Origin of the sequence: Clostridium sp., from assembly GCF_047718555.1 — a bacterium.
Classification (GTDB): Bacteria; Bacillota; Clostridia; order Clostridiales; family Clostridiaceae; genus Clostridium_I.
This window is the reverse complement of sequence record NZ_JBDNRK010000061.1, coordinates 1-23754: the sequence shown is the minus strand read 5'-3', so window position 1 is coordinate 23754 and position 23754 is coordinate 1. Positions and strand designations below refer to the sequence as shown.

The window sequence follows — 23754 nt, the reverse complement described above, 5'->3', positions numbered from 1 at the left end:
ATCTCCCACTTTGATAGAAGTTGGGAGTATTACGGATGGTAGTCATCGGATAAAAATAAAATAAGGCACCAAAGAACATATACTATTCTTTGATACCTTACATCTTTATTTTTTACATGTATCTCTTTCAATTATCTTATAATCCAGTACTATATGTTCACTTTCCAATTCTGCTTTATTAATTTTCTTTATAAGCATTCTCATACCAACAGATCCCATGTCATACATTGGCTGTTCTACAGTAGTAAGATTTGGATAATATATGGAAGAAGAATAAATATTATCAAAGCCAATAACATCTACTTCCTCTGGTACCTTTATTCCTTTATCTCTTAAAGTATTGATAGCACCCATAGCTATTTCATCACTACAACAGAAAACTGCATCTATTTTACCTTCATTAAGTATGGCTTCCATACCATCTCTTCCATCAGCCGCCTTTAGACCGCCGAATTGAACTAAATTATCATCATATTCTATTCCATTATCTGCAAGTGCCTTTTTATATCCAAAAATTCTTATTCCACTGGCATTAGCAGTATCTGGATTTACACCTATAAATGCGATTTTCTTATTTCCTTTTTTGATTAAGAATTCCGTAGCATCATAAGCAGCTTTTTCATTATCAATAGTTACACTTGGGAAACCAAAATCTTTTCCTCTTGTTTCCACTAAAACTGTAGGCATAGATAAATCATTTAGTACCTTTATGATATCTTCGCCAAGACAGCTGCTCATATATATGACTCCATCTACCATTTTTTCTCTTAAAACTCTAAGATATTCAATTTCCTTTTGTGGATCAAGGTCTGTATTACAAAGTATAACATTGTAGTTATAAATGTTTGATACGTCCTCTGCACCTCTAACTATTTCTGGATAAAACTGACTTGAAATATCTGGCACAATTATACCTATAGTTCTAGTTCTTTGTGTTTTTAAACTTCTAGCCACAATATTCGGTCTATAATCAAGCTTTTTTATCGCTTCTCTAACTTTTTTCTTTGTTTCTTCATTTACTACGTCTACATCATTTAAAACTCTTGAGACCGTTGCAATAGAAACTCCTGCCTCTTTAGCTACATCTTTTATTGAAGCCGCCATTTTAATATCAACTCCTAACTTTTTTTGTTAAATTTGTTATTATGTAGTAAAACGTATACAGCTTTAAAAGCTTTATGTCAGTTATGTATATTATGCTGCTTTTGTAATTGATAATTCAATACTATCATTCTTGTAAAGATAAAGCTATGTTTATTATAAACATAGCTTTATCTAATTATAAGGCATATTCAAATAAATAACTAGTCAGTATGCTAGCCTATTTTGAATCCTACTGCGTCAGCAGAACCCTCAGATAGCCCACTATCTTCGGAACCTGCTTCCTTGTTGGATTCAAAATATTCGTCGCATCTTTGACTTACTATTTATTTTCACATGCCTAACTTTAATACTCCTCAAAGAAAAGATTAGTCTATTCTATACACTCTTTTCCACTGATAAATTTAGAACTTCTCCATTGATATTGTACTCTGTATATTTTCTTTCATCATCGTATACAACTTTTACTGAAAGAGTTTCCTTTTTTATAGTTTCTTCATATTTTTTAATTACAGCTTCCAATTTTTTATTTCCAGCTGCATAGAGAACTATTTTGTCTGCAACTTCAAAGCCACTCTCTTTTCTCATGTTTTGAATTTTACTAAGGATTTCTCTTACATAGCCCTCTTCCTGTAATTCTGGAGTTATGGTAGTTTCAAGCACTACTCCCAGCTCTCCTTCACCAGCAAACGCGAAGCCTTCTAATCCCTGCATAGTTACAAGTAGATTGCTGCTGTTGAGTTCTATCTCTGTTCCCTGAACATCTATTTTAACAGTTTCTCCAGCATTTACAGTCCTTGCAAGCTCCATTTGATCCTTTGATCCTATTGCCTTTCTTATACCAGGAATTAATTTTCCATAAGCCTTTCCCAGTACAGGTAAATTAGGTTTTATTTCAAAATTAACATATTTTGAAAGGTCTGCTCCAAATGCAATTTCTTTTACATTTAATTCATCCTTTATTATGTCACCGTAATATGAAGGAATAGCTTTTGTACTTAAAAGCATTTCTCCCAATGGCTGTCTGTTCTTTATATTAGCAGCATTTCTAGCACTTCTTCCAAGTTTAACTATAGTATAAGCTAAATCCATATCATTTTCTAATTTTTTATCTACAAGTTTTTCATCATATATAGGCCATTTACATAGATGAACACTTTCCTCAGCCTTAGAATCTATAGCTAGCACAAGACTTTGATAAATCTGTTCCGTCATAAACGGTATAAATGGTGCAGCAACCTTGCTTAAATCTACAAGTACATTATAAAGTGTTACATAAGCACCTATTTTATCTTCTGTAAGGTCAGTAGTCCAGTATCTTGATCTGTTTCTTCTTACATACCAGTTTGAAAGTTCATCAACAAAGCTTTCAATAGCTAAAGCGCTTTGAGTTATCTTATAAGTGTTTAAACCTTCGTCTACCTCTTTAATCAACGTATTTAATTTTGATACAATCCACTTATCCATGACATTTTCAGATACAAAATCTTTATATTTTGTTGGATTAAATTGATCTATTTCAGCATAAAGTACATAGAAAGAATATACATTCCAAAGAGTACTCAAGAATTTTCTCTGAGTTTCAGCTACATCTTCCTCTGAAAATCTTGTTGGAAGCCATGGAGCACTGGAAGTATAAAAATGCCATCTTGCAGCATCTGCACCCTGATGTTCAAGTACTTCAAAAGGATCCACAACATTTCCCTTGTGCTTTGACATCTTTAAACCATGCTTATCCAGTACATGACCTAAAACTACACAGTTTTCAAAGGAGTTTGTATCAAATATAGCCGTAGATATGGCAAGTAAAGTATAGAACCATCCTCTTGTCTGATCTACTGCCTCTGATATAAATTGAGCTGGGAAATTGTCTTCAAAAAGTTTTTTATTCTCAAAAGGGTAATGATGCTGAGCAAAAGGCATAGAACCAGAGTCAAACCAGCAGTCAATAACCTCATGCGTTCTAGTCATTGGCTTTCCACATACTGGACAAGTTAACTTAACATTATCTATATATGGCTTATGAAGTTCGATATTTTCTGGTACATTTATTCCCTTAGTCTTAAGTTCTTCTATACTGCCTATACATTCTCTGTGACCACAATCACAATCCCATATTGGCAGTGGAGTTCCCCAATATCTATCACGGCTAATTCCCCAATCGATAACATTTTCAAGGAATTTTCCAAATCTTCCTGTTCTGATATTATCAGGATACCAGTTAATTCTATTATTATTCTCAAGTAATTTATCACGTAATGAAGTCATCTTTACAAACCAGCTATCCTTTGGATAGTAAAGAAGAGGTGTATCACATCTCCAGCAATGAGGATAAGAGTGACTAAACTTTTCAGATTTATAAAGACTTTCCTTTTCCTTTAAATATTCAAGTATTTTAGGATCAGCTTTTTTTACAAACATGCCTTTCCAAGGCTCTACTGAATCTACAAATTTTCCTTCTAAATTTACTAAATTTATTAAAGGCAATCCATATTTTTTACCAAGTAAATTATCATCTTCACCATAAGCTGGTGCTATATGAACTATTCCAGTACCATCTGTTAAGGTTACAAAGTCTCCATGAACTACGTAAAAAGCTTTTTCCTTTGGAGTTTCAAATTTGAACAGCTGCTCATATTCTGTGCCAAGAAGTTCTTCTCCTTTAAATTCCCTTACTACTTCATATTCACCTTCAAGCACCTTTAAAAGATCTTTAGCAAGAATTAAATGCTCATCATTATTTATAACTTCAACATAAGTATAAGCTTTATTTATTGCCAAAGCCACGTTACTAGGTAAAGTCCATGGAGTTGTTGTCCATGCAAGTATGTATTTGTTATTTTCGTTCTTAACTTTAAACTTTACAAAAGCTGTAGCTTCTTTAACATCCTTATAACCTTGAGCAACCTCATGAGAAGATAAAGAAGTTCCGCATCTTGGGCAATATGGTACTATTTTATGTCCTTTATATAAAAGATCTTTATCCCACATAGTTTTTAGTGCCCACCATACAGATTCTATATAAGTATTATGGTAAGTTACATAGGGATTATCCATGTCAACCCAAAAGCCTAATTTCTCAGACATGTCTTTCCAAAGACTGACATAAGAGAAAACACTATCCTTACATTCTTTAACAAACTTCTCTACACCATATTCTTCAATTTGTGGTTTACCTGAAATTCCAAGTTTCTTCTCTATTTCAAGTTCTACTGGAAGCCCATGGGTATCCCAACCTGCTTTTCTTAAAACCTTATAGCCCTTCATAACTTTATATCTAGGTATAAGATCTTTCATAACTCTAGTAATTACATGACCTACATGTGGTTTTCCATTGGCAGTAGGTGGTCCATCATAAAATGTAAAATATTCACCATCCCCATTAGATTCAAAACTCTTTTTAATTACTTCTTTTTCTTTCCAAAGCTTTAGTACATCTTTTTCCATATCGACAAAGGATTTAGAGCCATCCACTTTTTTGTACATAACATAGAACTCCCTTCAAATGACTTTATATACCAATTAAATTATTGACAATTTTTCAAATTACAAGCTATAATAATTAAAAAATCCTTGTAGAATAAAAAAACTCCATCCCAACTAGGACGAAGTTAATTCGTTATACCACCTAAATTTAAGCTATCAAGTACAAACATACTCTATTTTTTAACGTAAAATACGGATAAGCTTACTTTTAGTTTCAGCCCTCAGCTCACAGGTGATTTTCCTTAAGTATCTACTATGGGGTCACAGCATTTCCCACTCTCTTTAAGCATCAAAAATAAGTACTCTTCCCGATCAAAGCCATTATATCAAATTAACTTTTAAATATTCCATATTAATACATTATATTATACTATGTTTCTTTTGTCAATTACGAATACTTTAATATTATCATGGATTTTGTATAAATATTGACTTTTCAACTTGATCTTTTCCTGACTGAAAGGTTCAGACCTCCACCTCTAAGCGAAGCGAAGGTGGGATTTTCCAATCAGGTGGGGTAGACTCCCCACCTGATTTACCGATGTTTCAGCTTGCTGAAACGAGTTCACTTCAGCACTTCTAATAATAATTCCGCCCATTAGTCAAAGATTATTATTAATATAAATTCACGTTACTTATAATTATTAAATGTAAACACAAAATATATAATTACACTTACTATAATAGGTGAATAGGTCTTTATACTTCCTATTATATGCCCATCTTCTGGCCCTTCCTCATATACACCACCATATACATTATCCGCTCTACTTTCACTCTTTTGCATATAATTAGCATTATTTTTTCTAAGCTGCTTTATTATGGCAATAATGATTACAACACTTATAATGGAGAGTATAAAGTATATAATTAATGCTGAATTTCTTACAGCAGGAGACAAAGCTGTTATATCCTGAGGCTTTGATCCATTTTTTAAGCTTACCCAGGAAGCTAATACATTAATTCCATTAAATATAAAGTGACATATCATAGAAGCAAAAATAGATCCTGTAGCATCTACTATATATGCCAATATTATGCCAAGTGCAAAAGTATATAAAAACTGTGGTGGATTCAAGTGAAGTACTCCAAATAGAAAACCTGTTATAACTGCTGCTTTATTAACGCTAAACTTCCTATATCCAGATAATATAGCCCCTCTCATAGTAAGTTCTTCACATATAGCCGGCGTTAAAGCTATAATTAACACCATAGCCCAAAAAGGTAAGGAACTCATTCTACCAAGTACATCGTTCACATTATTATGGAATACTAAATTTGTTATAAGTCCTAAAAAAGTAGCAATTGGTACTACTAAAAAACCTGTAATTATAACAAGAAATAACTGACTTATCTTAAGAGGTTTTATTCTAAGTGTGCTGATTGGCGACTGTTTTGTTACTAATAGATAGATCATTATGGGGATTATTAAAAATAAAATCTGGGTGATAACAAGAATGCTTCCTAAATTTAGATGAAGTAATCCAACGAGCGGCTTTATGATGTATCCACCGCAAATTTGAATCAATACTAGAAAAAGAAAAAAAATGTTAGCATAAAAAACTTTTTTCATATAAAATCTCCCTAATATTAAAATGATTGTTCAAAGTAATGTAATTAAACTATAACTTAAGTATATTATATTCTGCAAACCACTGCACTATCCTTTTAAATATTTATCTTCTATATTTAAATTTGTACAAGCCACAATATGAATATAGTATTATAATAAATATAAATTACTATTTTAGCAAATAATTTTATATTATGATAAGGAGATGAATTTAATTGGAAATAACATGGCTGGGACATTCCAGCTTCCTGATAAAAGATTGGAAAAACAGATTAATTTTAACTGACCCCTTTAATGACCAGGTAGGCTATGAAACATACAAAGGTTATGCAGATTTTGTAACCATAAGCCATTCACACTTTGATCATGCCTATACTGATGAAATAAAAGGAAATCCTAAAATTATAAATACGCCGGGAAATTATAATTTTGATGATTTAAATATTATAGGTATCAGCTCCTATCATGATAAACAATTAGGAGCAGTAAGAGGTAAAAATACTATATTTATTATTGAAGTAGATGGCTACAGAATATGTCATCTGGGTGACGTTGGCTACATTTTAAGTGATGAGGAGGTAATTTCTCTTGGAACTATAGATGTATTACTAATCCCAGTGGGAGGAAATTTTACAATTAATGGTGTGGAAGCTAAAAAACTTTGTGATAAGATTAATAGCCATATAATTATACCTATGCATTATAAAACTCCTTTGTTAAGTCTTCCTATAGATGGAGTAGAGAACTTCATTAGTGCCATAAAAAATGGAGAACGGCTTCAAAATAACACATTAGAGCTTGAGAATAAACCTACTGGAAGCAATGAAGTTAAGATACTTTCTGTAAATTAATTTTTCGCATGTTAATTTTGCTTATGTTTAAACCTATTCATATACTGCTGCCAAAATGAAAATTAGTGAAAGCCTTCTAAAATTGTATTTGTAACTAGGTTAAAAATAATAAGGGCACTATGAAAAACAATTAAATGAATTTCATAGTGCCTTTTGTAATTATGAAAATTAGTTATGGAATGCATGTCACATAGTGTTTTCATTGGTTGTTGTGACACTTAAGGCATGGATGTTTAGTTACCAATGCATCTTCCTTAACAATTAATATCTTCGTTAAATATCAACACTGAACCACACAAGCTTTCCCCATGTTTAAGCTCTTTTTTATATCAATGATTCTTTGATTATTTGAACCTCTAAATTTTAAGCTCTCATTTTTTTTATTTATATCAAACTTGCCATCTACAAGTACATCGCAGTATTTAAGAAGTCCCTCCCAACCTGAGTGTTCATCCTTAGCCTTAAGTATTTGCTCAAAAGTATATCCAGTGTAAACCCAAACACTCTTTCCTTTTTCTTTAACCTTTTTAGCAATATATGCGAATTTTTCTGCCTGTTCCAATGGATCTCCGCCGCTAAAGGTTACCCCTCTAAGAATAGGATTATTTACTATATCTTCTACAATACCATCCATATCTAGCAACTCTCCACCTTGAAAAGAATGAGTATGTGGATTAAAACATTGCTTACAATTATGTCTGCACCCTTGAGAAAATAAAACTCTCCTAAGTCCAGGACCATTGCTTAAGCTTTCATAAAGCATTCCTGCAAGTCTGATTTTATTATCTTTCATATAATTCTCTTCCCTTCCACAATACACTGAAAATCCATTTATAGTTTAAACATTATCATAAACATGGTTGCCATTGGCCTGTGAAATTCTATCCGATCTTTCTTCATATTTTCCTTTACCAAATCTCTCATCAAGACTTAAATAACCTGTAACTCTTGATACTCCCTGTATATCATGACTTCCGCATTCAGTACACTGTTGTTCTCCATTATAGAGATATGTTCCACAATCCTTACAATATCTTATGTGAAAATTAATCCCCATATAACTTATGTTAGTATTCTTATATGCATAATCTAATATATCCTTAATAGTATCACCATCAGGGTAATTATCTAACTCTATATAGCTTATATGGCCTCCATTACACAATTCGTGATATGGAGCTTCTATATCTATCTTGTCCTTTATTGATATTTTATAGCCTACAGGTATATGATAACTATTTGTATAGTAATCCTTATCTGTAACTCCTGGTATTATACCAAATACAGCCCTATCTTTTGGAATAAATTTACCACTTAGCCCCTCTGCTGGAGTAGCATAACAGCTCCAATTAAGCTTAGTTTCCCTAGTCAACTTATCTGTATAATCTCTTATATATTTAATTATCCTTATACCAAGTTCTCTTGATTTTTCATCCTCACCATGGTGCTTTCCAGTTAATGCTACAAGAGCTTCTGCAAGTCCTATAAATCCTATTCCCCAAGTTCCTTGCTTTAATATAGGCTCAATAGAATCTTCTGGCAATAGATTTTCAGATCCCTTCATAAGTCCCTGGCCCACAACAAAAGGTAAATCTTTTGACCTTAGATGTTTCAGCATATTATATCTTTCAATAAGACTATCCTTAGCCAGCTCTAGTCTTACATCCAATGCAGAAAAGAATTTATCTACATCGCCTTTAGCAACTATACCTATTCTAGGTAGATTTATAGTGGTTGGCGCTATATTTCCTCTTCCCTTAGTACCTGGTTCTCCATTTATATTAGAACATACATAAGTTCTGCAGCCCATAGTTGCAGGTATAACCCCTTCATCATAGTACTTTTTATTAAAGGTTGCATCAATATTCATAAATGTGGGATTCATTCTCTTTGCAGCTACGTCACAAGCAAGCTTATATAAATAATAATATGGATCCCCAGGCTCTCTATTAATTCCAGCTTTAACTCTAAATATTATATTAGGGAAAATAGGCTGCTCACCTCTTCCAAGTCCCTTTTCATATTCTTTTAAAAACACTTCACATACCAGTGCCGCATCTTTATTATTTGGAATACCAAGATTTATTGATGAAAAAGGTACCTGGGAACCTGCTCTGCTGTGCATAGTATTTAAATTATATACGATTCCCTGCATAGCTTGTTCTACAGATTTCACTAATTTTTTTTCAGCTATATCATTTATTTTATTTTCATCTATACCAAATTCTCTAAATTCATCTTTAATCTGCTGCCTTGTTGGATCTACAAATTCTCCCATATCATTATCAAAATCTGGATGTGACTGCCCACCAAACATGTCATTTTGTGTAGATTGAAGTAAAATGCAGGAAAGTTCTGCTGCAGATTCTATTCTCTTTGGTGGTCTTATATTACCATAACCTGTATTAAAGCCTTTAAGCAATACTTCCTTTGTAGGTATATGCAGACAGTTTACAGTTAAATTGTAGCTATCTAAATCGTGATAATATACATCTCCGTTCTCATGAGCTTTGGCAAGTCTCTTTGGCATCTTAGCAAGATTATGCCACTTATTTGACTCACTTGCTATTCTAAGAAGCTTTGAACTAAAATTATTTCCTACATTGGCATTGTCACGATCCGTTTCTATGCCTATTTGAGATATTGCCCTCATTAAATCCGATTTTATATCTCTAACTTTAGTTCTTTCCTTTCTATAATTTGAATAGGCGATACCTATCTCCTTATATCCTTTATGTAAAAGAGTTTCCTCTACCATATTTTGAATTTCTTCTACGGTAACTCTCTGTAAATCCATCTCCTCAAGCTTTCTTATAAGCTCCTGGGTAAGTTCTAAAATCTCACTGATCTTAATACTAATACCAATCTCCTCTGCCGCACCTTTTATGGCATTGCTAATCTTAATAGAGTTAAACTCTACCTCTCTTCCATCACGTTTCACTACATATAGCATATATTAATCCTCCCGAACACAATATCTTGTACTGAAACATTATACAGTAGGAAAATTTTTATAGCAATTTGTTAATTTACTTTATTCATATAAAAATTCTTTTTATGGCATCCTAGCTTCAAAATCTTCGTTTTTTTATAGGAAACTGATTGTTGCTATTTATGAAGATGCCTAAATAATATTGCTAATACTGGCATAACTGAATGTAAACCTGAAATTACATTTAAAAATAATTATTTATAAAAATGGTATTGCTATAAATCAAATTTAATCTTTGATACTGGCCTCGAATAGTTGTTGTATTTTTAAAAAAAATAGTATATAATAAGTGTGTGATAATTTTTTAACAATCTTTTTATAGATTATGACTTACACCTAATATATAACTAAAACCCTTATATATTATGAATTTATCATTTCTAAATATTATGATATATTACTTTGATTTTGAAAAATAATTATTAAGGAGGTGTTAACTATGGCTTATGTTATTAATGCTGATGAATGTCAAGCATGTGGTGCTTGCAAAAGTGATTGTCCTACATCTTGTATAAGCATGCAAGATGGAAGCTATGCAATTGATGCTAGTGTTTGTGTAGATTGTGGGACTTGCCTAAATTCTTGTGGTTTTGGTGCAATTGCAGCTGAATAATTTATCGTGAAAAAACAACTAGAAGTTACTATTTTATTATATATTATAGTAGTATATTTCTGGTTGTTTTTTTCTCAAATCATCATACATAGTTCCTCCCTCTTAATACAAACCATCTTAACTTCACAATTTCTTGGCCCAATACCAGCAAACGTGTCATGAAGTGCAAAGTAACTTCTGTAAATTATAATGAATAATATTTAGTAGTATGAATTCAACATAATATAATAAAATCATATATTATATTGAATTAGTAAAAAATGATATGTGGATAGTTTTAGTTGAAAAGTAGCATTAAAATCTAAATACATCTACTGTCCTTACGCTTAATAAACAATATTAATTTTGATATAATATGTACAATCCATAATAAAGAAATTCCTAACATAATATCATATGAAAAATTTAGTAAGAACAAATGTTTACCAAAATCTCCGTATCCAGAGCCTATAACTGGTAATATTAATTGGGATGAACCTGATATTAAAATAAATAGCAGCATTAATATTAAAAGACGTGTATGTTTCTTCTTTATGAAATAATATATTAATATTAATAAATAGATACTTGAAAATGAAATAAATATATAAATATTCCTATGAATATGTGGAAACAATTCTATCAACTTAATTCTAAAGTTATTTACGTATTTATGACTAGTATATTGTCCTTTTATAAAATCATGTTCATCTATATCCGAAAAGTTATAGTTGTTATTTTGTGAAAAATTATAGGCATTGCTTGCTGATGAAACAATTTTTTCCCATATTCGATCTGAGTGTTTAAGATAAAACGCTAAAATTTTTCCAAAGGAAACATTAGGATAAAATTCTTTAAGCATTTCTTCTCCCATTGGATCAAGTCCAAATTTTTTATCATAAAAAGAATGACCATAAAATGCTATAAATTTTTTATTTATACCTAGTCCCTGTAAATCTTCTTGAGGAGTTTTAGAATCTTTAAGTACTCCTAAAAAAACTGATTGATATAAATTATTTTCATTCATTGTATTACTCAGTGAAAAATACGAAAAAATACAAACAAAAGTTACTATTACTGAACATAAAATTATATTCTTTCTGTATTTGCTTTCTTTGTAGTGCATATACAAACCCATATATACAAATAGCATAAAGAAAAGTAACGGTAATACTTGTGGTTTAGAAGTCAAAAATCCTCCTGATGCTATAAAAAAATATATAAAATCTCTTATATTAGGACTTTTTTTAGTTATTAAATTTAAATATGTTCCTATAGTGATAAAAAAGAATACTATAGTTCCGGCTTCTCCAAAAAATGAATTAAAATAAGTTATATAACATGCACTGGTAAAAAATAGAATAATAAAAACACCTATTGTTATTTTCACCACTATAGTAAATATTTTGGATTTGATTATTAGAAATATTCCCAGTAAAAATAATACGCTATATACAAATGCTAAATACCTTATATCAAATAGATGTGAATTAAAACCATGTATTATTAGAAAAATAAATACTGATATCTTTAATATTATTGCCTCTGAAACCCAATTCGTATAAATTGGATAAAATATATCTTTATAAGATATTAAATAGTTAATATGCAAAAATTTATCATACATATCTTTATATTTATTAGATATATTCTTTAATCCTCCATATATAATAAGTCTTTCGAAATCACCATTATTATACCTGCCTAATACAGGATTGATAAACAATGTATTTATTAATATAAATGCTGCAAAAATTAATATTATTGTTTCAACTAAATAATTATTTTTTATATATCTAATTTTAGACATTAATTTCATTTTTAAATATATTTCCTCTCATGCCTACTATAAATTTAAGAATATTTTATCAAAACTTTAAATATGATGTTTATCCGATGACTAGCCGCTGTAACACTCCGCCACCTTCTAAAGGTGGAGATAACACCGGCACGTCCCTGGATAATTCATCTAAACTCAGTGGAAATACAAACTCCCGCTGAATAAGATTCATTGATATCTAATAATTGTATTTATAATTATACCAAATAGTATTATACAATTGTATAATATTTACGTTTTTTATAAATATTTTAGATTAATTTTAAATTTTTTGAAGTTTTTGTAATTTTTTTGTAGAAGCACTTTTTTATATATGATACATAACTATTTTACAGCATGTAAATAATTATAACAAATTCCACATAACACCTAAATTTACAGTGTCATGTGGAACAAAATTAACCTATTACATTTCCTTTATCTTCTCTTCCAGTATATCTCTTGCCATCTTAGGATTTGCCTTACCCTTACTCTGCTTCATAACCTGACCTACAAGGTATCCTACAGCCTGGGTTTTTCCAGCCTTGTAATCACTTACTGACTGTGGATTTGCATTTAATACTGCCACAGCTATTTCTAAAATAGCACCTGTATCACTTATTTGTGATAGTCCCTTTTCCTTTACTATATCTTCAGGATGTTTACCTGTTTTAAACATATCCTCGAAAACACTCTTTGCAGAGGTTACACTTAATTTCTTATCAGCAACCATCTTTAAAAGTGAAGCAAAATATTCCTTCTTCACAGGAATATCTTTAAGTTCAAGCTCCTGTTCCTTTATTAGTCTCAGCATATCTGAAAGCATCCAGTTTGATGCGCTTTTCGCATCAGCACCAAGCTTAATAACATCCTCATAGTATTCTGAAAAATGTTTATCAGATACTAAGATTTCTACTTCCTTTTCTGAAAGTCCATACTCTTTAATGAATCTTTCTTCTCTATCCTTTGGAAGTTCAGGCATATCCTCTTTAACTTTTTCAATTATCTCATCTTTAATTACTATAGGTATTATATCTGGTTCTGGAAAATATCTGTAGTCATTGGCATCTTCCTTGCTTCTCATGGTTACAGTTCTTCCTTTACCAGAATCCCATCTTCTTGTTTCCTGAACTATTCTATGCGCTTCTCCAAAATCATAAAGCTCTTTTTGACGTTTTTCTTCTTTTTCAAGTGCCTTTTGAAGCTCTCTAAAAGAATTTATATTCTTTATTTCTACCTTAGTGTTGTATTCCTCTTGACCAACCTCTCTAAGGGATATGTTTGCATCACACCTTAAAGATCCCTGTTCCATTCTACAATCGGAAATACCACCATACTCAAGAATTGCTTTTAAGGTTCTAAGGAATGTTACTGCTTCCTGTGGAGAACGCATATCAGGCTCTGTAACTATTTCTATAAGTGGAACTCCTACACGATTATAGTCTATAAGAGAATAGGGTTCATACTCTAAATGTACAAGCTTTCCTGCATCCTCTTCTATGTGTATTCTATTTAGCCTTACAGACCTCTCACCCTTTTCAGTCTCAATCTCCACATGACCAGGGCCGCATATAGGTAAATCAAGTTGTGATATCTGATAAGCCTTAGGTAAATCTGGATAAAAATAATTTTTTCTATCCATTTTATTTAATTTATTTATTTTACAATTTAATGCTGTTCCAGCTTTCACAGCCAAATTAACCACTTCTTCATTTAAAACAGGCAGTGTTCCTGGAAGTCCCATACATATTGGGCATGTATTTTCATTAGGTTTTGCTCCAAATTTAGTGGAACAATTGCAGAATATCTTTGTTTTTGTATTTAGCTCTGCATGTATTTCTAATCCTATTATAGTTTCGTAACTCATAATAATGCAGCAGTATCGCTGCTTGCCCCCTTTCTATTTCGAGGGTGTCAGGCCTTGAGAAACATGGTATCTGACTCCCACCAATATTCTATTTTAACGCATCGTTTTTTAATTTACCAATTTTTACACCCCAGGGGTGTAATTTTTTCCAGTTTTAATTCGCAAGTTTTTTAAATTACAACGAATTTTTCAATTCAAATCCATCATTTTTTAAAGCTTCTTCAAGAGCTAAGGCAGCCTTGAATATTTTCTTTTCTCCAAAATGTGGTCCTAGAAGCTGTACTCCTATAGGTAAACCTTCCTTGCTCTGTGCACAAGGCATTGATATTCCAGGAATACCTGCAAGATTTATATTTACAGTGTAAATATCTGCAAGGTACATTTCCAATGGATTACCCTTCTTTTCACCACATTTAAATGGAAGAACTGGTGATACTGGACTTACTATTATATCATATTTAGAAAATACTTCTTTAAACTGTTCTTTCACCTTTTTCTTAAGCTTTAAAGCTCTCTTATAATAAGCATCATAGTATCCTGAAGATAGGGCATAAGTACCAAGCATTATTCTTCTCTTAACTTCTTCTCCAAAGCCTTCATTTCTGCTCTTCTCCATTAAATCATATACATCTTCATAGTCTTTAGCTCTATGTCCATATCTTATGCCATCAAATCTGGATAAATTTGAACTTGCCTCTGCTGAGGATATAATATAATAGGCTGAAAGGCCTTCCTTTGTAATAGGTAGTGATATTTCTTCTACCTCTGCGCCTAAAGCTTTAAGTTTTTCAATACTATTTTTTACAGCTGCTTTTATTTCTTCGTCTAACCCCTCACCAAAGAATTCCTTTGGAACACCAATTTTCATGTCTTTTATACCATCTTCTATTCCATTTAAGTAGTCAGTATCTCCAATTTCTTTAGAACTGGTATTATCCAAAGGATCTGTTCCTGCTATAGCTTCAAGTGTAAGTGCACAGTCTCTAATATTATTTGAAAAAGGTCCAATTTGATCCAATGAAGATCCAAAGGCTATGAGACCAAATCTTGAAACAAGACCATAAGTAGGCTTTAGTCCTACAACTCCACAAAAAGCTGCAGGCTGTCTTATGGAACCTCCTGTGTCAGAACCTAAGGATACTGGTGCAAGCTTTGCTCCTACAGCAGCCGCTGAACCACCAGAAGATCCTCCTGGTACTCTTTCCAGATCATAAGGGTTTTTAGTAGTTTTAAAGGCTGAGTTTTCAGTAGAGGACCCCATAGCAAACTCATCCATATTGGTTTTTCCTATTATAACTGCATCCTGATCTTTCAATTTCTTTATAACAGTGGCATCATAAGGCGGTATAAAATCCTCCAGCATCTTTGATGCGCAAGTGGTTTTCACGCCATCTGTACATATGTTATCCTTTATTGCAATAGGAACTCCGGCAAGTTTACCTACCTTTTCACCCTTTGCTATTCTTTCATCTATGCTTTTAGCTTCTTTAATAGCATTCTCTTCACAAAGCGTTAAATATGAATTTACATCTCCATCAATCTTTTTTATTCTATCAAAATAGAATTTAACTACTTCTTCTGATGTAAAAACTTTTTTTCTTATCCCGTCTCTTAATTGTTCCACCGACATCTTTTCTATATCCAAAGCTTTCCCTCCTAATCTTATTAGCTTTATCGAATTTACTCTATTATCTTAGGAACCTCAATTGCTCCGTCTCTAAGACTCTTTACATTCTGCATAAGTTTTTTCTTATCTTCAAATACCTCTGGAATATCTTTTCTAAATTCTGTATTAACCTCATCAAATTCATTTAAATCCACATCATTTAAATCAAGATTATCTATAGTTTTAAAATGCGTAAGTATAGCTTCAAATTCTTTGGCTATTTTTAAAGTTTCTTCTTCTGTAAAACCCAATTTTGCCAGCTTAGCAATGTGTTTAACCTCTTCAACACTTACATGTTCCACTTAAATTCACTCCTTCTATTAAATAATGGTAATATTTGCACCCCAGGGGTGTAATTTTTTCCAGTTTCATATATATATTAAGGTGTTATTCTCTTCATATCTCTTGGAAGTAGTGATGCTTCTCTGATATTATCTAACCCCAGTATTTTCATAGTAAGTCTTTCAAGTCCTATAGCAAGACCACCGTGAGGAGGCATTCCATATCTAAAGTTATCTGTATAGAATTCAAACTCTTCTGTTTTGAATCCCATTTTCGCAATATTTGCTACTAATGCTTCATAGTCATGTATTCTCTGTCCTCCAGTTGTAATTTCAAGTCCTTTGTATATAAGGTCAAAACTCTTAGTAGCCCCTTCTATCTCATCATCAGGCATTGTATACATTGGTCTTTTTGCAGCTGGATATTTTGTTAAGAACACAAAGTCACTGCCGTATTCTTTCTTCACATATTCTGCAAATAATTTTTCTCCTTCATTATCAATATTACCCTTTGGAGATCTCTTTCCGTATTCCTTAAGAAGTATTTCCTGCGCATCAAATAATGGAATTCTAGGAATTTTAACTTCATCTGGAAGTTCAATGTTATAAAGCTTTAATTCTCTTGCACATTCTTTTTTAAGATATTTAAATAGATAGTTTATAAAACCTTCTTCTAAATCCATTATTTCAAATTCATCTTCTATAAAGCCCATCTCAAGATCCAGGCTTACATATTCATTTAAATGTCTGTAAGTATTATGAAGTTCCGCTCTGTAAGCATGACCTATTTCAAATATTCTTTCAAATCCTGAACCAACCATCATCTGTTTGTAGAATTGTGGACTTTGTGCAAGAAAAGCTCTGTGATCAAAATAGTTAACCGTAAATAATTCACTTCCACCTTCTGTCCCCGATGCAAGTATCTTTGGCGTATAAACCTCAGTGAAATTTTCTGCTTTTAAATAGTCCTTGAAGGCATCTGCTATCTTTTCCTGTACTTTGAATACAGCAGTTATTTTCGGCGCTCTTAAGCTTATAGTTCTATGATCAAGCTGTGTTTCTAAAGCAGCCTTAATCTTTCCAGCGTTTATTGCAAAGGGAAGCTTATCATAATAAGTTTTTCCAAGTACCTTTAATTCATCTACTTGAACTTCTATTCCCTCTGGTGCCTTTTCATTTTTAACCTTTTTTCCCTTTACCGCTATACACATTTCAAGTCTTAGCTTAGCGTCAAGACTCTCATCAATAACAATCTGAACTATTCCAGTCTTATCTCTAAGCTTTACAAAGCTTATTTTTCCCAAATCATATATTTTGTGTACCCAGCCCTTTAATTCTACCTCAGTTCCATCTTCCAACGCAGCTACATCTTTTACATAAATATCTTTCATTAAAACTTCCTCCTATATGTAATTTTTTATAAACAGAGTTCTACGTATCAGTATTTTTGATACTTAGAACTCGTTATCCAGGGACGTAGCATCCGTTATCTCCCACTTTGATAGAAGATGGGAGTATTACGGATGGTAGTCATCGGATAAAGATATATGCTTAAACTATAAAACTTTTTTAGTTTAATTTATTGTTTTATTTAGTGTTAACAAATAAAACCCATCCCCATATCTTTCGATATAGGAACGGGTTAAAACTTCGCGGTACCATCCTATTTAACATTTAAAATGTTCACTTTTACAGGTACAGATAAAATTTTGTCAATATCGATACCCTGTCTTTTTAACGGTAGACAACCGTTTAAGCCTACTAGCTCACATAGCTTTCAGTTAACTGTTCAAGGATGTTCTTCCATATAATTTTCATATCAGATTTCCAGCACCTCTGACTCTCTACAAATCCAATTATATATACTCTTCCTATCGTCACCATTTTCACATTCTATATTATATAACCTTATGTCAATTAATACAATACTTTTAGGAATAATAATATTAATATGTGAATATATCAATATTATTATTCCTAACTTTGCAATTATATAAATCACTTCAATTTTAACCACATAATTTTGCTAATTTGATAAACAGGTTTCTGGGTAGTCATCGGATAAACAGAGTTCTTTGTTTCAGGTGGAGTTTTTTTCTCCAGCTGAAACTTACTAACAGAGTTCTTAGTATCGGTATTTTCGATACTTAGAAATCGTTGTCCTTTAGGGTAAATCGTTATCCAGGGACGTAGCAGCCGTTATCTCCCACTTTGATAGAAGTTGGGAGTATTACGGATGGTAGTTATCGGATAAAATTCAGCAAAGTATCTTTTGTATATTAAAATATATTTTTTTCAGTATCTTCTCCACATATTCTTCATCTTCACCCTCAGCTTGTACACTACACAAAGGCTCATCTAAATCCGGCAATATAATCACCCAGCACTTTGGAAAACTTATTCGTACTCCTTCTATTGAATCCAAATAATTAAAGCCACCATTTTCTATAATATTTCTCATAACCTTACCCTTCATTTCCCAAGGACATTTTACCTTCATAACCTTATTATGATATTGTGGTACCGTTTCTGTCAGTCCTGATAAGGTCATATTAAATTCAGCCATTAAATTTAATATTAATGACAACATACTAACTGCATCTATAGTAGATAAATATGAAACTAATATTTCTTTTTCATTTTTATCTTTTTCATTTTTTATATACTCACTTACTATATTTCTATGATCAATCTTAGTTATTATAAATTTTGCATTATACATATTAGCTATCTTTTCTACAGAATGAGTAACATCTACAGCTACAGCAAGGGTTTTGAATTTAAAAGTATTTAGAATTACCAGAGCTTTAAGTACATCCTTAAAACTATTTTCCATAATTTTACCTTTTTCATCTATTAAAACATAATTATCAGCTTCATCTGAAATCCATATTCCAAGCGAAGCATGAGATTTTTTTACTTCCTCACTAAGTTGCCCTAAATCACTGCTATCTTTCATTACTACAGTATCTACCTTAATTTCATTGAACATATTTATCAGCTGCCACTTAATAATCCTATTTTTTGTCATAAATACCATCTTATATTTATTATTTATTATTTTTTCTCTATTTAATTTATCTAATATATTTTTAATATAATGCTTAGTACAGTCCTCCATAGTCACTATAGATTTAAAATTATCCATTTTCACTCTTCTAAAATCTTCTCTTACAAAATTACTTTCTATTTTCCTCTTCATATTCTTGCTTATATCAAGTCCATCTTTATCTATAAAAACTATAACAGCTCTTTCGCTATTATCTTTATTAACATATATATGAACTGCTCCACTAAATCCTCTTGACGCTGTTATAATCCTAGTTGCTTCTAATGTACTTTTATTTAGATCATATACCTGGATCCCCATAGATATAAGTCCTGTAGCTAAAGAGAACTTGAGCATTTGAGCTGATCCCTCATCACTACAGCTTATTATTATTTTAGAATTAGAATTCAGTATAGATCCATATGCAGAACTTAATTTTAACACAAACTCTGGAGTAATATTTACATTTATATTTCCTCTTACGCCTTTACTGCTAAAAAAGCTCCTTTCAATTTTACGATTCCAAATCAAATTTTCCCTTATAACTTCTCCGTTTCCTATAGACTTATTTGGCCAAATTTTTACTTTTGGTTTTATTATAGCTCTCTCTCCTATAATACTTTCATCCCCTATTACAGCCTCTTCGAACATGGAAACACCATTTTCAAGCTGTGCCTTATCACATATTAAAGAAGCTCTAATTTCTGTATTTTCACCTATATAAGAATTATTAAATATTATACTTTTTTTTATTGTACTTCCAGAGGATATAATATTATTTTTACCTATGACAGTATAAGGTCCTATTTCCACTCCATCATATACATTTGAATTGTCCCCTATATATACAGGAGGCTTTATATTCACATTAGGACTTAAAGTACAATTATTACCTATCCATATGCCCTTCTTATATTCTTCACCCTTTATGTTTACGTTTACGCGACCCATAAGCACATCATAATTACATTGCATAAATTGATTAATATTTCCTATATCACACCAATAAAAATTAGAATTATAGCCATACATAGATACATTTTTCTTCATAAGTATCGGAAATAAATCATTACTAAAATCAAAACTTTTGTCTCTATCATCAATAAATCTTACTTGGTGTGACTTTGTACTCCCACCAAGTTTAGATGAATTATCTAGGGACGTGTCGCTGTTATCTCCATCTTTGGAAGGTGGAGTATTACAGCGACTAGTCATCGGATAAAACTTAAATATTTCTGGCTCCAGCACATAAATACCTGTATTTACTTTATCACTAAAAACTTCTCTCCAATTTGGTTTTTCTAAAAATCCAGTGATTTTGCCTTCTTTATCTGTAACAACTACTCCATATTCTAATGGAGCACTGACTTCTTTCAATATCAAAGTAGCCACAGCCTTTTTATCTTTATGATATTTTAATGCCTCTATTAAATTTACATCCGTTACAGCATCTCCGCTGATAACTATAAAAGTTTCATCAAGGAAGTCCTCTGCATTTTTGACACTACCTGCTGTCCCTAGAGGACTAGCTTCTATAAAATATTTCAGATTAACGCCAAACTCACTTCCATCACCAAAATAATCTATAATTGAATCCGGTAGATACTGAAGAGTAATTCCTATATCTTTTATTCCACTGTTTTTTAAAAGCTCCAGGGAATACTGCATTACAGGTTTTCCCATTATAGGCATCATTGGTTTTGGTCTGTTGCAAGTTAATGGTCTAAGTCTAGTGCCTTTTCCTCCTGCCATTATAATTGCTTTCATAAAATCACATCCTAATTATAATTATAGATTTTAAAAATGCTAGAATTTTAGTATGCTATTTTAATTAATTTTATCTCGCAATAAAAAAATTATCAAATATTCTTAAAATTTTTATTTTTAAGAATACATGTCCTAATAATATAAATGCTTTAATTTACATTATTATTCATAAAATATTACAATAAAACTAAGGGAGACTGCATTTTGCAGTCTCCCTTATCCATTTTTTAAATTATTTTAAGACAATACCTATCTATTCAACGGTTATAGCATTAACCGGACAGCCATCAGCTGCTTCCTTTGCAGCGTCTGATGAAGATTCTGGAACACTTTCAACAATTTCTTCAGCTTTTCCATCATCATCCATCTGAAACACCTCTGGAGCAACCGAGGGACATAGACCACAACCTATACAGGTATCTTTATCAACATGCGCTTTCATAATAATTACCGTTAAACAAAACTTATTTGTAAAACCTTTATTCATTAAGATTTTATCATTTGAAAAACTGGACTAGATTATTTATAGAACTGATAATCTATCAGCATTTCATTTAGTTCTGCTAACAGCTTCACCATCCTTTACAATATATTTAAAATCACGTATATATTGTTTCCAAACATAAGGCTAATGATACTTATTATATAATTTTTTCTACAAGTATTTTATACTCATTACTACTACTTATATATTTTTCTGCGGTACCTCTTTCTAAACTTTCAACTAAATCTAAATTTATAGGCATTTCAGCTAAAAGAGGAATACCTAAATATCGGGCTTGTTCTTCAGCTGTTTTTTTGCTGAATACCCTTATTTTATCACCACAATTATTACATTTTATATAGGACATATTCTCTACTACTCCTACTATTGGAATATTCATTTTCTCTATCATTATAACTACCTTTTTCACTATCATAGAAACCATATCCTGTGGTGTAGAAACTACAATCATAGATTTTACTGGCATAGTTTGCATAACTGTTAGAGCTATATCACCAGTTCCAGGAGGCATATCTATAAGAAGGTAATCAAGTTCTCCCCATTCTGTATCAGTATACATTTGGCTTAAAGCTCCCGTTATTACAGGCCCCCTCCAAATTACAGGTTCATCTTCACTCTCTATAAGCAGATTAAGAGATATTAATTTTATTCCCATTTCCGTTTCTACCGGTATAAATTTAACCTCTGTTTCAGTCATAGGAATCATTTTTGCTCTTTCTTTATTTACTCCGAAAAATCTTGGCATTGAAGGCCCTGTTACATCCCCATCTAAAACTCCTACCTTGTAACCTGCCTTTCTTAGTTCTGCAGCAATCAATCCAGTCACAGTGGATTTTCCAACGCCGCCCTTGCCACTTATAATTCCTATTATATTTTTTATATTTCCATACTTAGGCATAGTCTTATCATTTTTACTATTACATTTATCTTTGTCGCCGGTGCTGCAATTTCCATTGCTGGCACAGCTATCACAGTTACTCATTAAAAAATTCCTCCTATTTGGAAAGGTTTATTTAAGTTTATTCTAGTCAAAAATCGCTGCTCTTTTTATCACTAATACTTATATTCCAACCATTTTTATATCTAGCTATAACATAATATTCCTTTGTATCCTTAGTACTATTATCATAAAATTGTACTATACTTTTATATATTGAATCATAACTTACATTATCATATTTATATTCATCTGCATATCCAGCTGCTTTATATCCAGTAGTGGTAACCGTTTCTTTTACATCACAAGCATCATTGGAATTTTTAAGCAGTTTTACATTGGAAGGCAGTGATTTTTGAAAATCATCTAAATCACTGGAGAATATATATTTGGCTACTTCTACATCATCATTTATATTTACACCTATAGATTTATTATTATTTTTAGTATCAGCTCTATATTTATCAATACACTGATTTATAAATGTATAATAGAGTTTATTAAAATCCTTAGGAGTTCTTAAATCCTGAAAATTATTTAATATATCATTATCAATTCTATTTGGAACTATATAATATTTATCTTTAGAATATAAATTTCCACCATCTTTTTTATCTAAACCCACTACGTAATCAAACTGATAAACTTTATTAGAGTCCTCATATAGACTAAAAACATAATCTGGATCAAGAGAAGTCTTACTATTTACAGGTTTAGCATCTGATAAAATATCATATAATTCTGAAATAGCAACAGGATTTGTTACTACAAATTTATATCCACTGTCTCTGCTATTCTGTATAACTACTTTTTTTACTTTTCCTTGTTTTATATACTCAAAATCTTTATTTTTCAAACCCAATTTAACCTTTGCTGAATCAATTTGATTACAGCTGGAAAGTAAACTGGCTATTATTACAAATATCCCTATTAGCAATAAAGTCCTTTTTTTCACCAAAACCTCTCCCTTACAAAACATTCATTCCTAAATAACATTCATTAAATTTACTTAAGGCAAATTTAAATAAATAACTAGTCTATTTTGACTTACTATTTGCTTTCATATGAATAATAGACATTATTTATTATACGTCTTATATTAATTGTAATCAAGAATAAAGCCTCTCAGTTTTATGTATTTTATATGAATTATATTTGGAAATTTTGTTGCTATTTATGGTCTCATTCACCACATTATTACATCATTATCTATGTAAGGCATATTCAAATAAATAACTAGTCAGTATGCTAGCCTATTTTGAATCCTA

Annotated in this window: 16 protein-coding genes and 2 other annotated features; of the genes, 2 read left to right on the top strand and 14 right to left on the bottom strand. The window is 31.3% G+C overall.

Annotated features, from left to right (window positions below):
* Nucleotides 1–105 precede the first annotated feature (105 nt).
* The 3 genes from ABF633_RS17705 to ABF633_RS17695 all read right to left on the bottom strand — a co-directional run bounded on the left by ABF633_RS17705 (nucleotide 106) and on the right by ABF633_RS17695 (nucleotide 6160).
* Complete coding sequence (locus ABF633_RS17705; protein WP_415525480.1) at nucleotides 106–1104, bottom strand: LacI family DNA-binding transcriptional regulator; 999 nt, start codon at nucleotides 1102–1104, stop codon at nucleotides 106–108.
* 375 nt (nucleotides 1105–1479) lie between these two features.
* Nucleotides 1480–4587, bottom strand: coding sequence for an isoleucine--tRNA ligase (gene ileS / locus ABF633_RS17700; protein WP_415525478.1), 3108 nt, complete (start codon nucleotides 4585–4587; stop codon nucleotides 1480–1482).
* A gap of 112 nt (nucleotides 4588–4699) precedes the next feature.
* Nucleotides 4700–4912 (bottom strand) — a binding site (T-box leader).
* 306 nt (nucleotides 4913–5218) lie between these two features.
* Complete coding sequence (locus ABF633_RS17695; RefSeq protein WP_415525476.1) at nucleotides 5219–6160, bottom strand: lysostaphin resistance A-like protein; 942 nt, start codon at nucleotides 6158–6160, stop codon at nucleotides 5219–5221.
* Between the two features lie 215 nt (nucleotides 6161–6375).
* Between ABF633_RS17695 and ABF633_RS17690 the strand changes: the two genes are divergently transcribed.
* On the top strand, nucleotides 6376–7011 hold the full coding sequence (locus tag ABF633_RS17690) for an MBL fold metallo-hydrolase (protein ID WP_415525474.1): 636 nt from the start codon (nucleotides 6376–6378) through the stop codon (nucleotides 7009–7011).
* Between the two features lie 280 nt (nucleotides 7012–7291).
* Here the strand turns inward: ABF633_RS17690 and nrdG are convergent, their stop codons facing one another.
* Together nrdG and nrdD are read right to left on the bottom strand one after the other, a co-directional pair.
* On the bottom strand, nucleotides 7292–7804 hold the full coding sequence (gene nrdG, locus ABF633_RS17685) for an anaerobic ribonucleoside-triphosphate reductase activating protein (RefSeq protein ID WP_415525472.1): 513 nt from the start codon (nucleotides 7802–7804) through the stop codon (nucleotides 7292–7294).
* Nucleotides 7805–7849: 45 nt separating this feature from the next.
* A complete protein-coding gene (gene nrdD, locus ABF633_RS17680; RefSeq protein ID WP_415525470.1) occupies nucleotides 7850–9964 on the bottom strand; it encodes an anaerobic ribonucleoside-triphosphate reductase in 2115 nt (704 codons plus the stop codon).
* Between the two features lie 478 nt (nucleotides 9965–10442).
* Between nrdD and ABF633_RS17675 the strand changes: the two genes are divergently transcribed.
* Complete coding sequence (locus ABF633_RS17675; RefSeq protein WP_415525468.1) at nucleotides 10443–10616, top strand: indolepyruvate ferredoxin oxidoreductase subunit alpha; 174 nt, start codon at nucleotides 10443–10445, stop codon at nucleotides 10614–10616.
* Between the two features lie 301 nt (nucleotides 10617–10917).
* Here the strand turns inward: ABF633_RS17675 and ABF633_RS17670 are convergent, their stop codons facing one another.
* The 9 genes from ABF633_RS17670 to ABF633_RS17630 all read right to left on the bottom strand — a co-directional run bounded on the left by ABF633_RS17670 (nucleotide 10918) and on the right by ABF633_RS17630 (nucleotide 23441).
* Complete coding sequence (locus ABF633_RS17670; protein WP_415525466.1) at nucleotides 10918–12405, bottom strand: hypothetical protein; 1488 nt, start codon at nucleotides 12403–12405, stop codon at nucleotides 10918–10920.
* Between the two features lie 436 nt (nucleotides 12406–12841).
* Entirely contained in the window at nucleotides 12842–14281 is a 1440-nt protein-coding gene (gatB, locus tag ABF633_RS17665; protein WP_415525464.1) for an Asp-tRNA(Asn)/Glu-tRNA(Gln) amidotransferase subunit GatB, read from the bottom strand.
* Between the two features lie 175 nt (nucleotides 14282–14456).
* Nucleotides 14457–15911, bottom strand: a complete 1455-nt coding sequence (gene gatA, locus ABF633_RS17660) for an Asp-tRNA(Asn)/Glu-tRNA(Gln) amidotransferase subunit GatA (protein WP_415525482.1) — start codon at nucleotides 15909–15911, stop codon at nucleotides 14457–14459.
* Nucleotides 15912–15961: 50 nt separating this feature from the next.
* A complete protein-coding gene (gene gatC, locus ABF633_RS17655) occupies nucleotides 15962–16249 on the bottom strand; it encodes an Asp-tRNA(Asn)/Glu-tRNA(Gln) amidotransferase subunit GatC (protein ID WP_015613657.1) in 288 nt (95 codons plus the stop codon).
* Between the two features lie 77 nt (nucleotides 16250–16326).
* Nucleotides 16327–17619: an aspartate--tRNA(Asn) ligase gene (aspS, locus tag ABF633_RS17650; protein ID WP_415525462.1), complete on the bottom strand. Its 1293-nt coding sequence runs from the start codon at nucleotides 17617–17619 to the stop codon at nucleotides 16327–16329.
* Nucleotides 17620–17858: 239 nt separating this feature from the next.
* Nucleotides 17859–18115 (bottom strand) — a binding site (T-box leader).
* A gap of 370 nt (nucleotides 18116–18485) precedes the next feature.
* Nucleotides 18486–21044, bottom strand: a complete 2559-nt coding sequence (locus ABF633_RS17645) for a sugar phosphate nucleotidyltransferase (RefSeq protein WP_415525460.1) — start codon at nucleotides 21042–21044, stop codon at nucleotides 18486–18488.
* 253 nt (nucleotides 21045–21297) lie between these two features.
* Nucleotides 21298–21486, bottom strand: coding sequence for a ferredoxin (locus ABF633_RS17640; RefSeq protein ID WP_415525458.1), 189 nt, complete (start codon nucleotides 21484–21486; stop codon nucleotides 21298–21300).
* A gap of 199 nt (nucleotides 21487–21685) precedes the next feature.
* The gene (locus tag ABF633_RS17635) at nucleotides 21686–22531 is read right to left on the bottom strand and encodes an Mrp/NBP35 family ATP-binding protein (protein WP_415525456.1); all 846 of its coding nucleotides are present in this window, start codon (nucleotides 22529–22531) and stop codon (nucleotides 21686–21688) included.
* Between the two features lie 46 nt (nucleotides 22532–22577).
* A complete protein-coding gene (locus ABF633_RS17630; RefSeq protein ID WP_415525454.1) occupies nucleotides 22578–23441 on the bottom strand; it encodes a hypothetical protein in 864 nt (287 codons plus the stop codon).
* Nucleotides 23442–23754 lie beyond the last annotated feature (313 nt).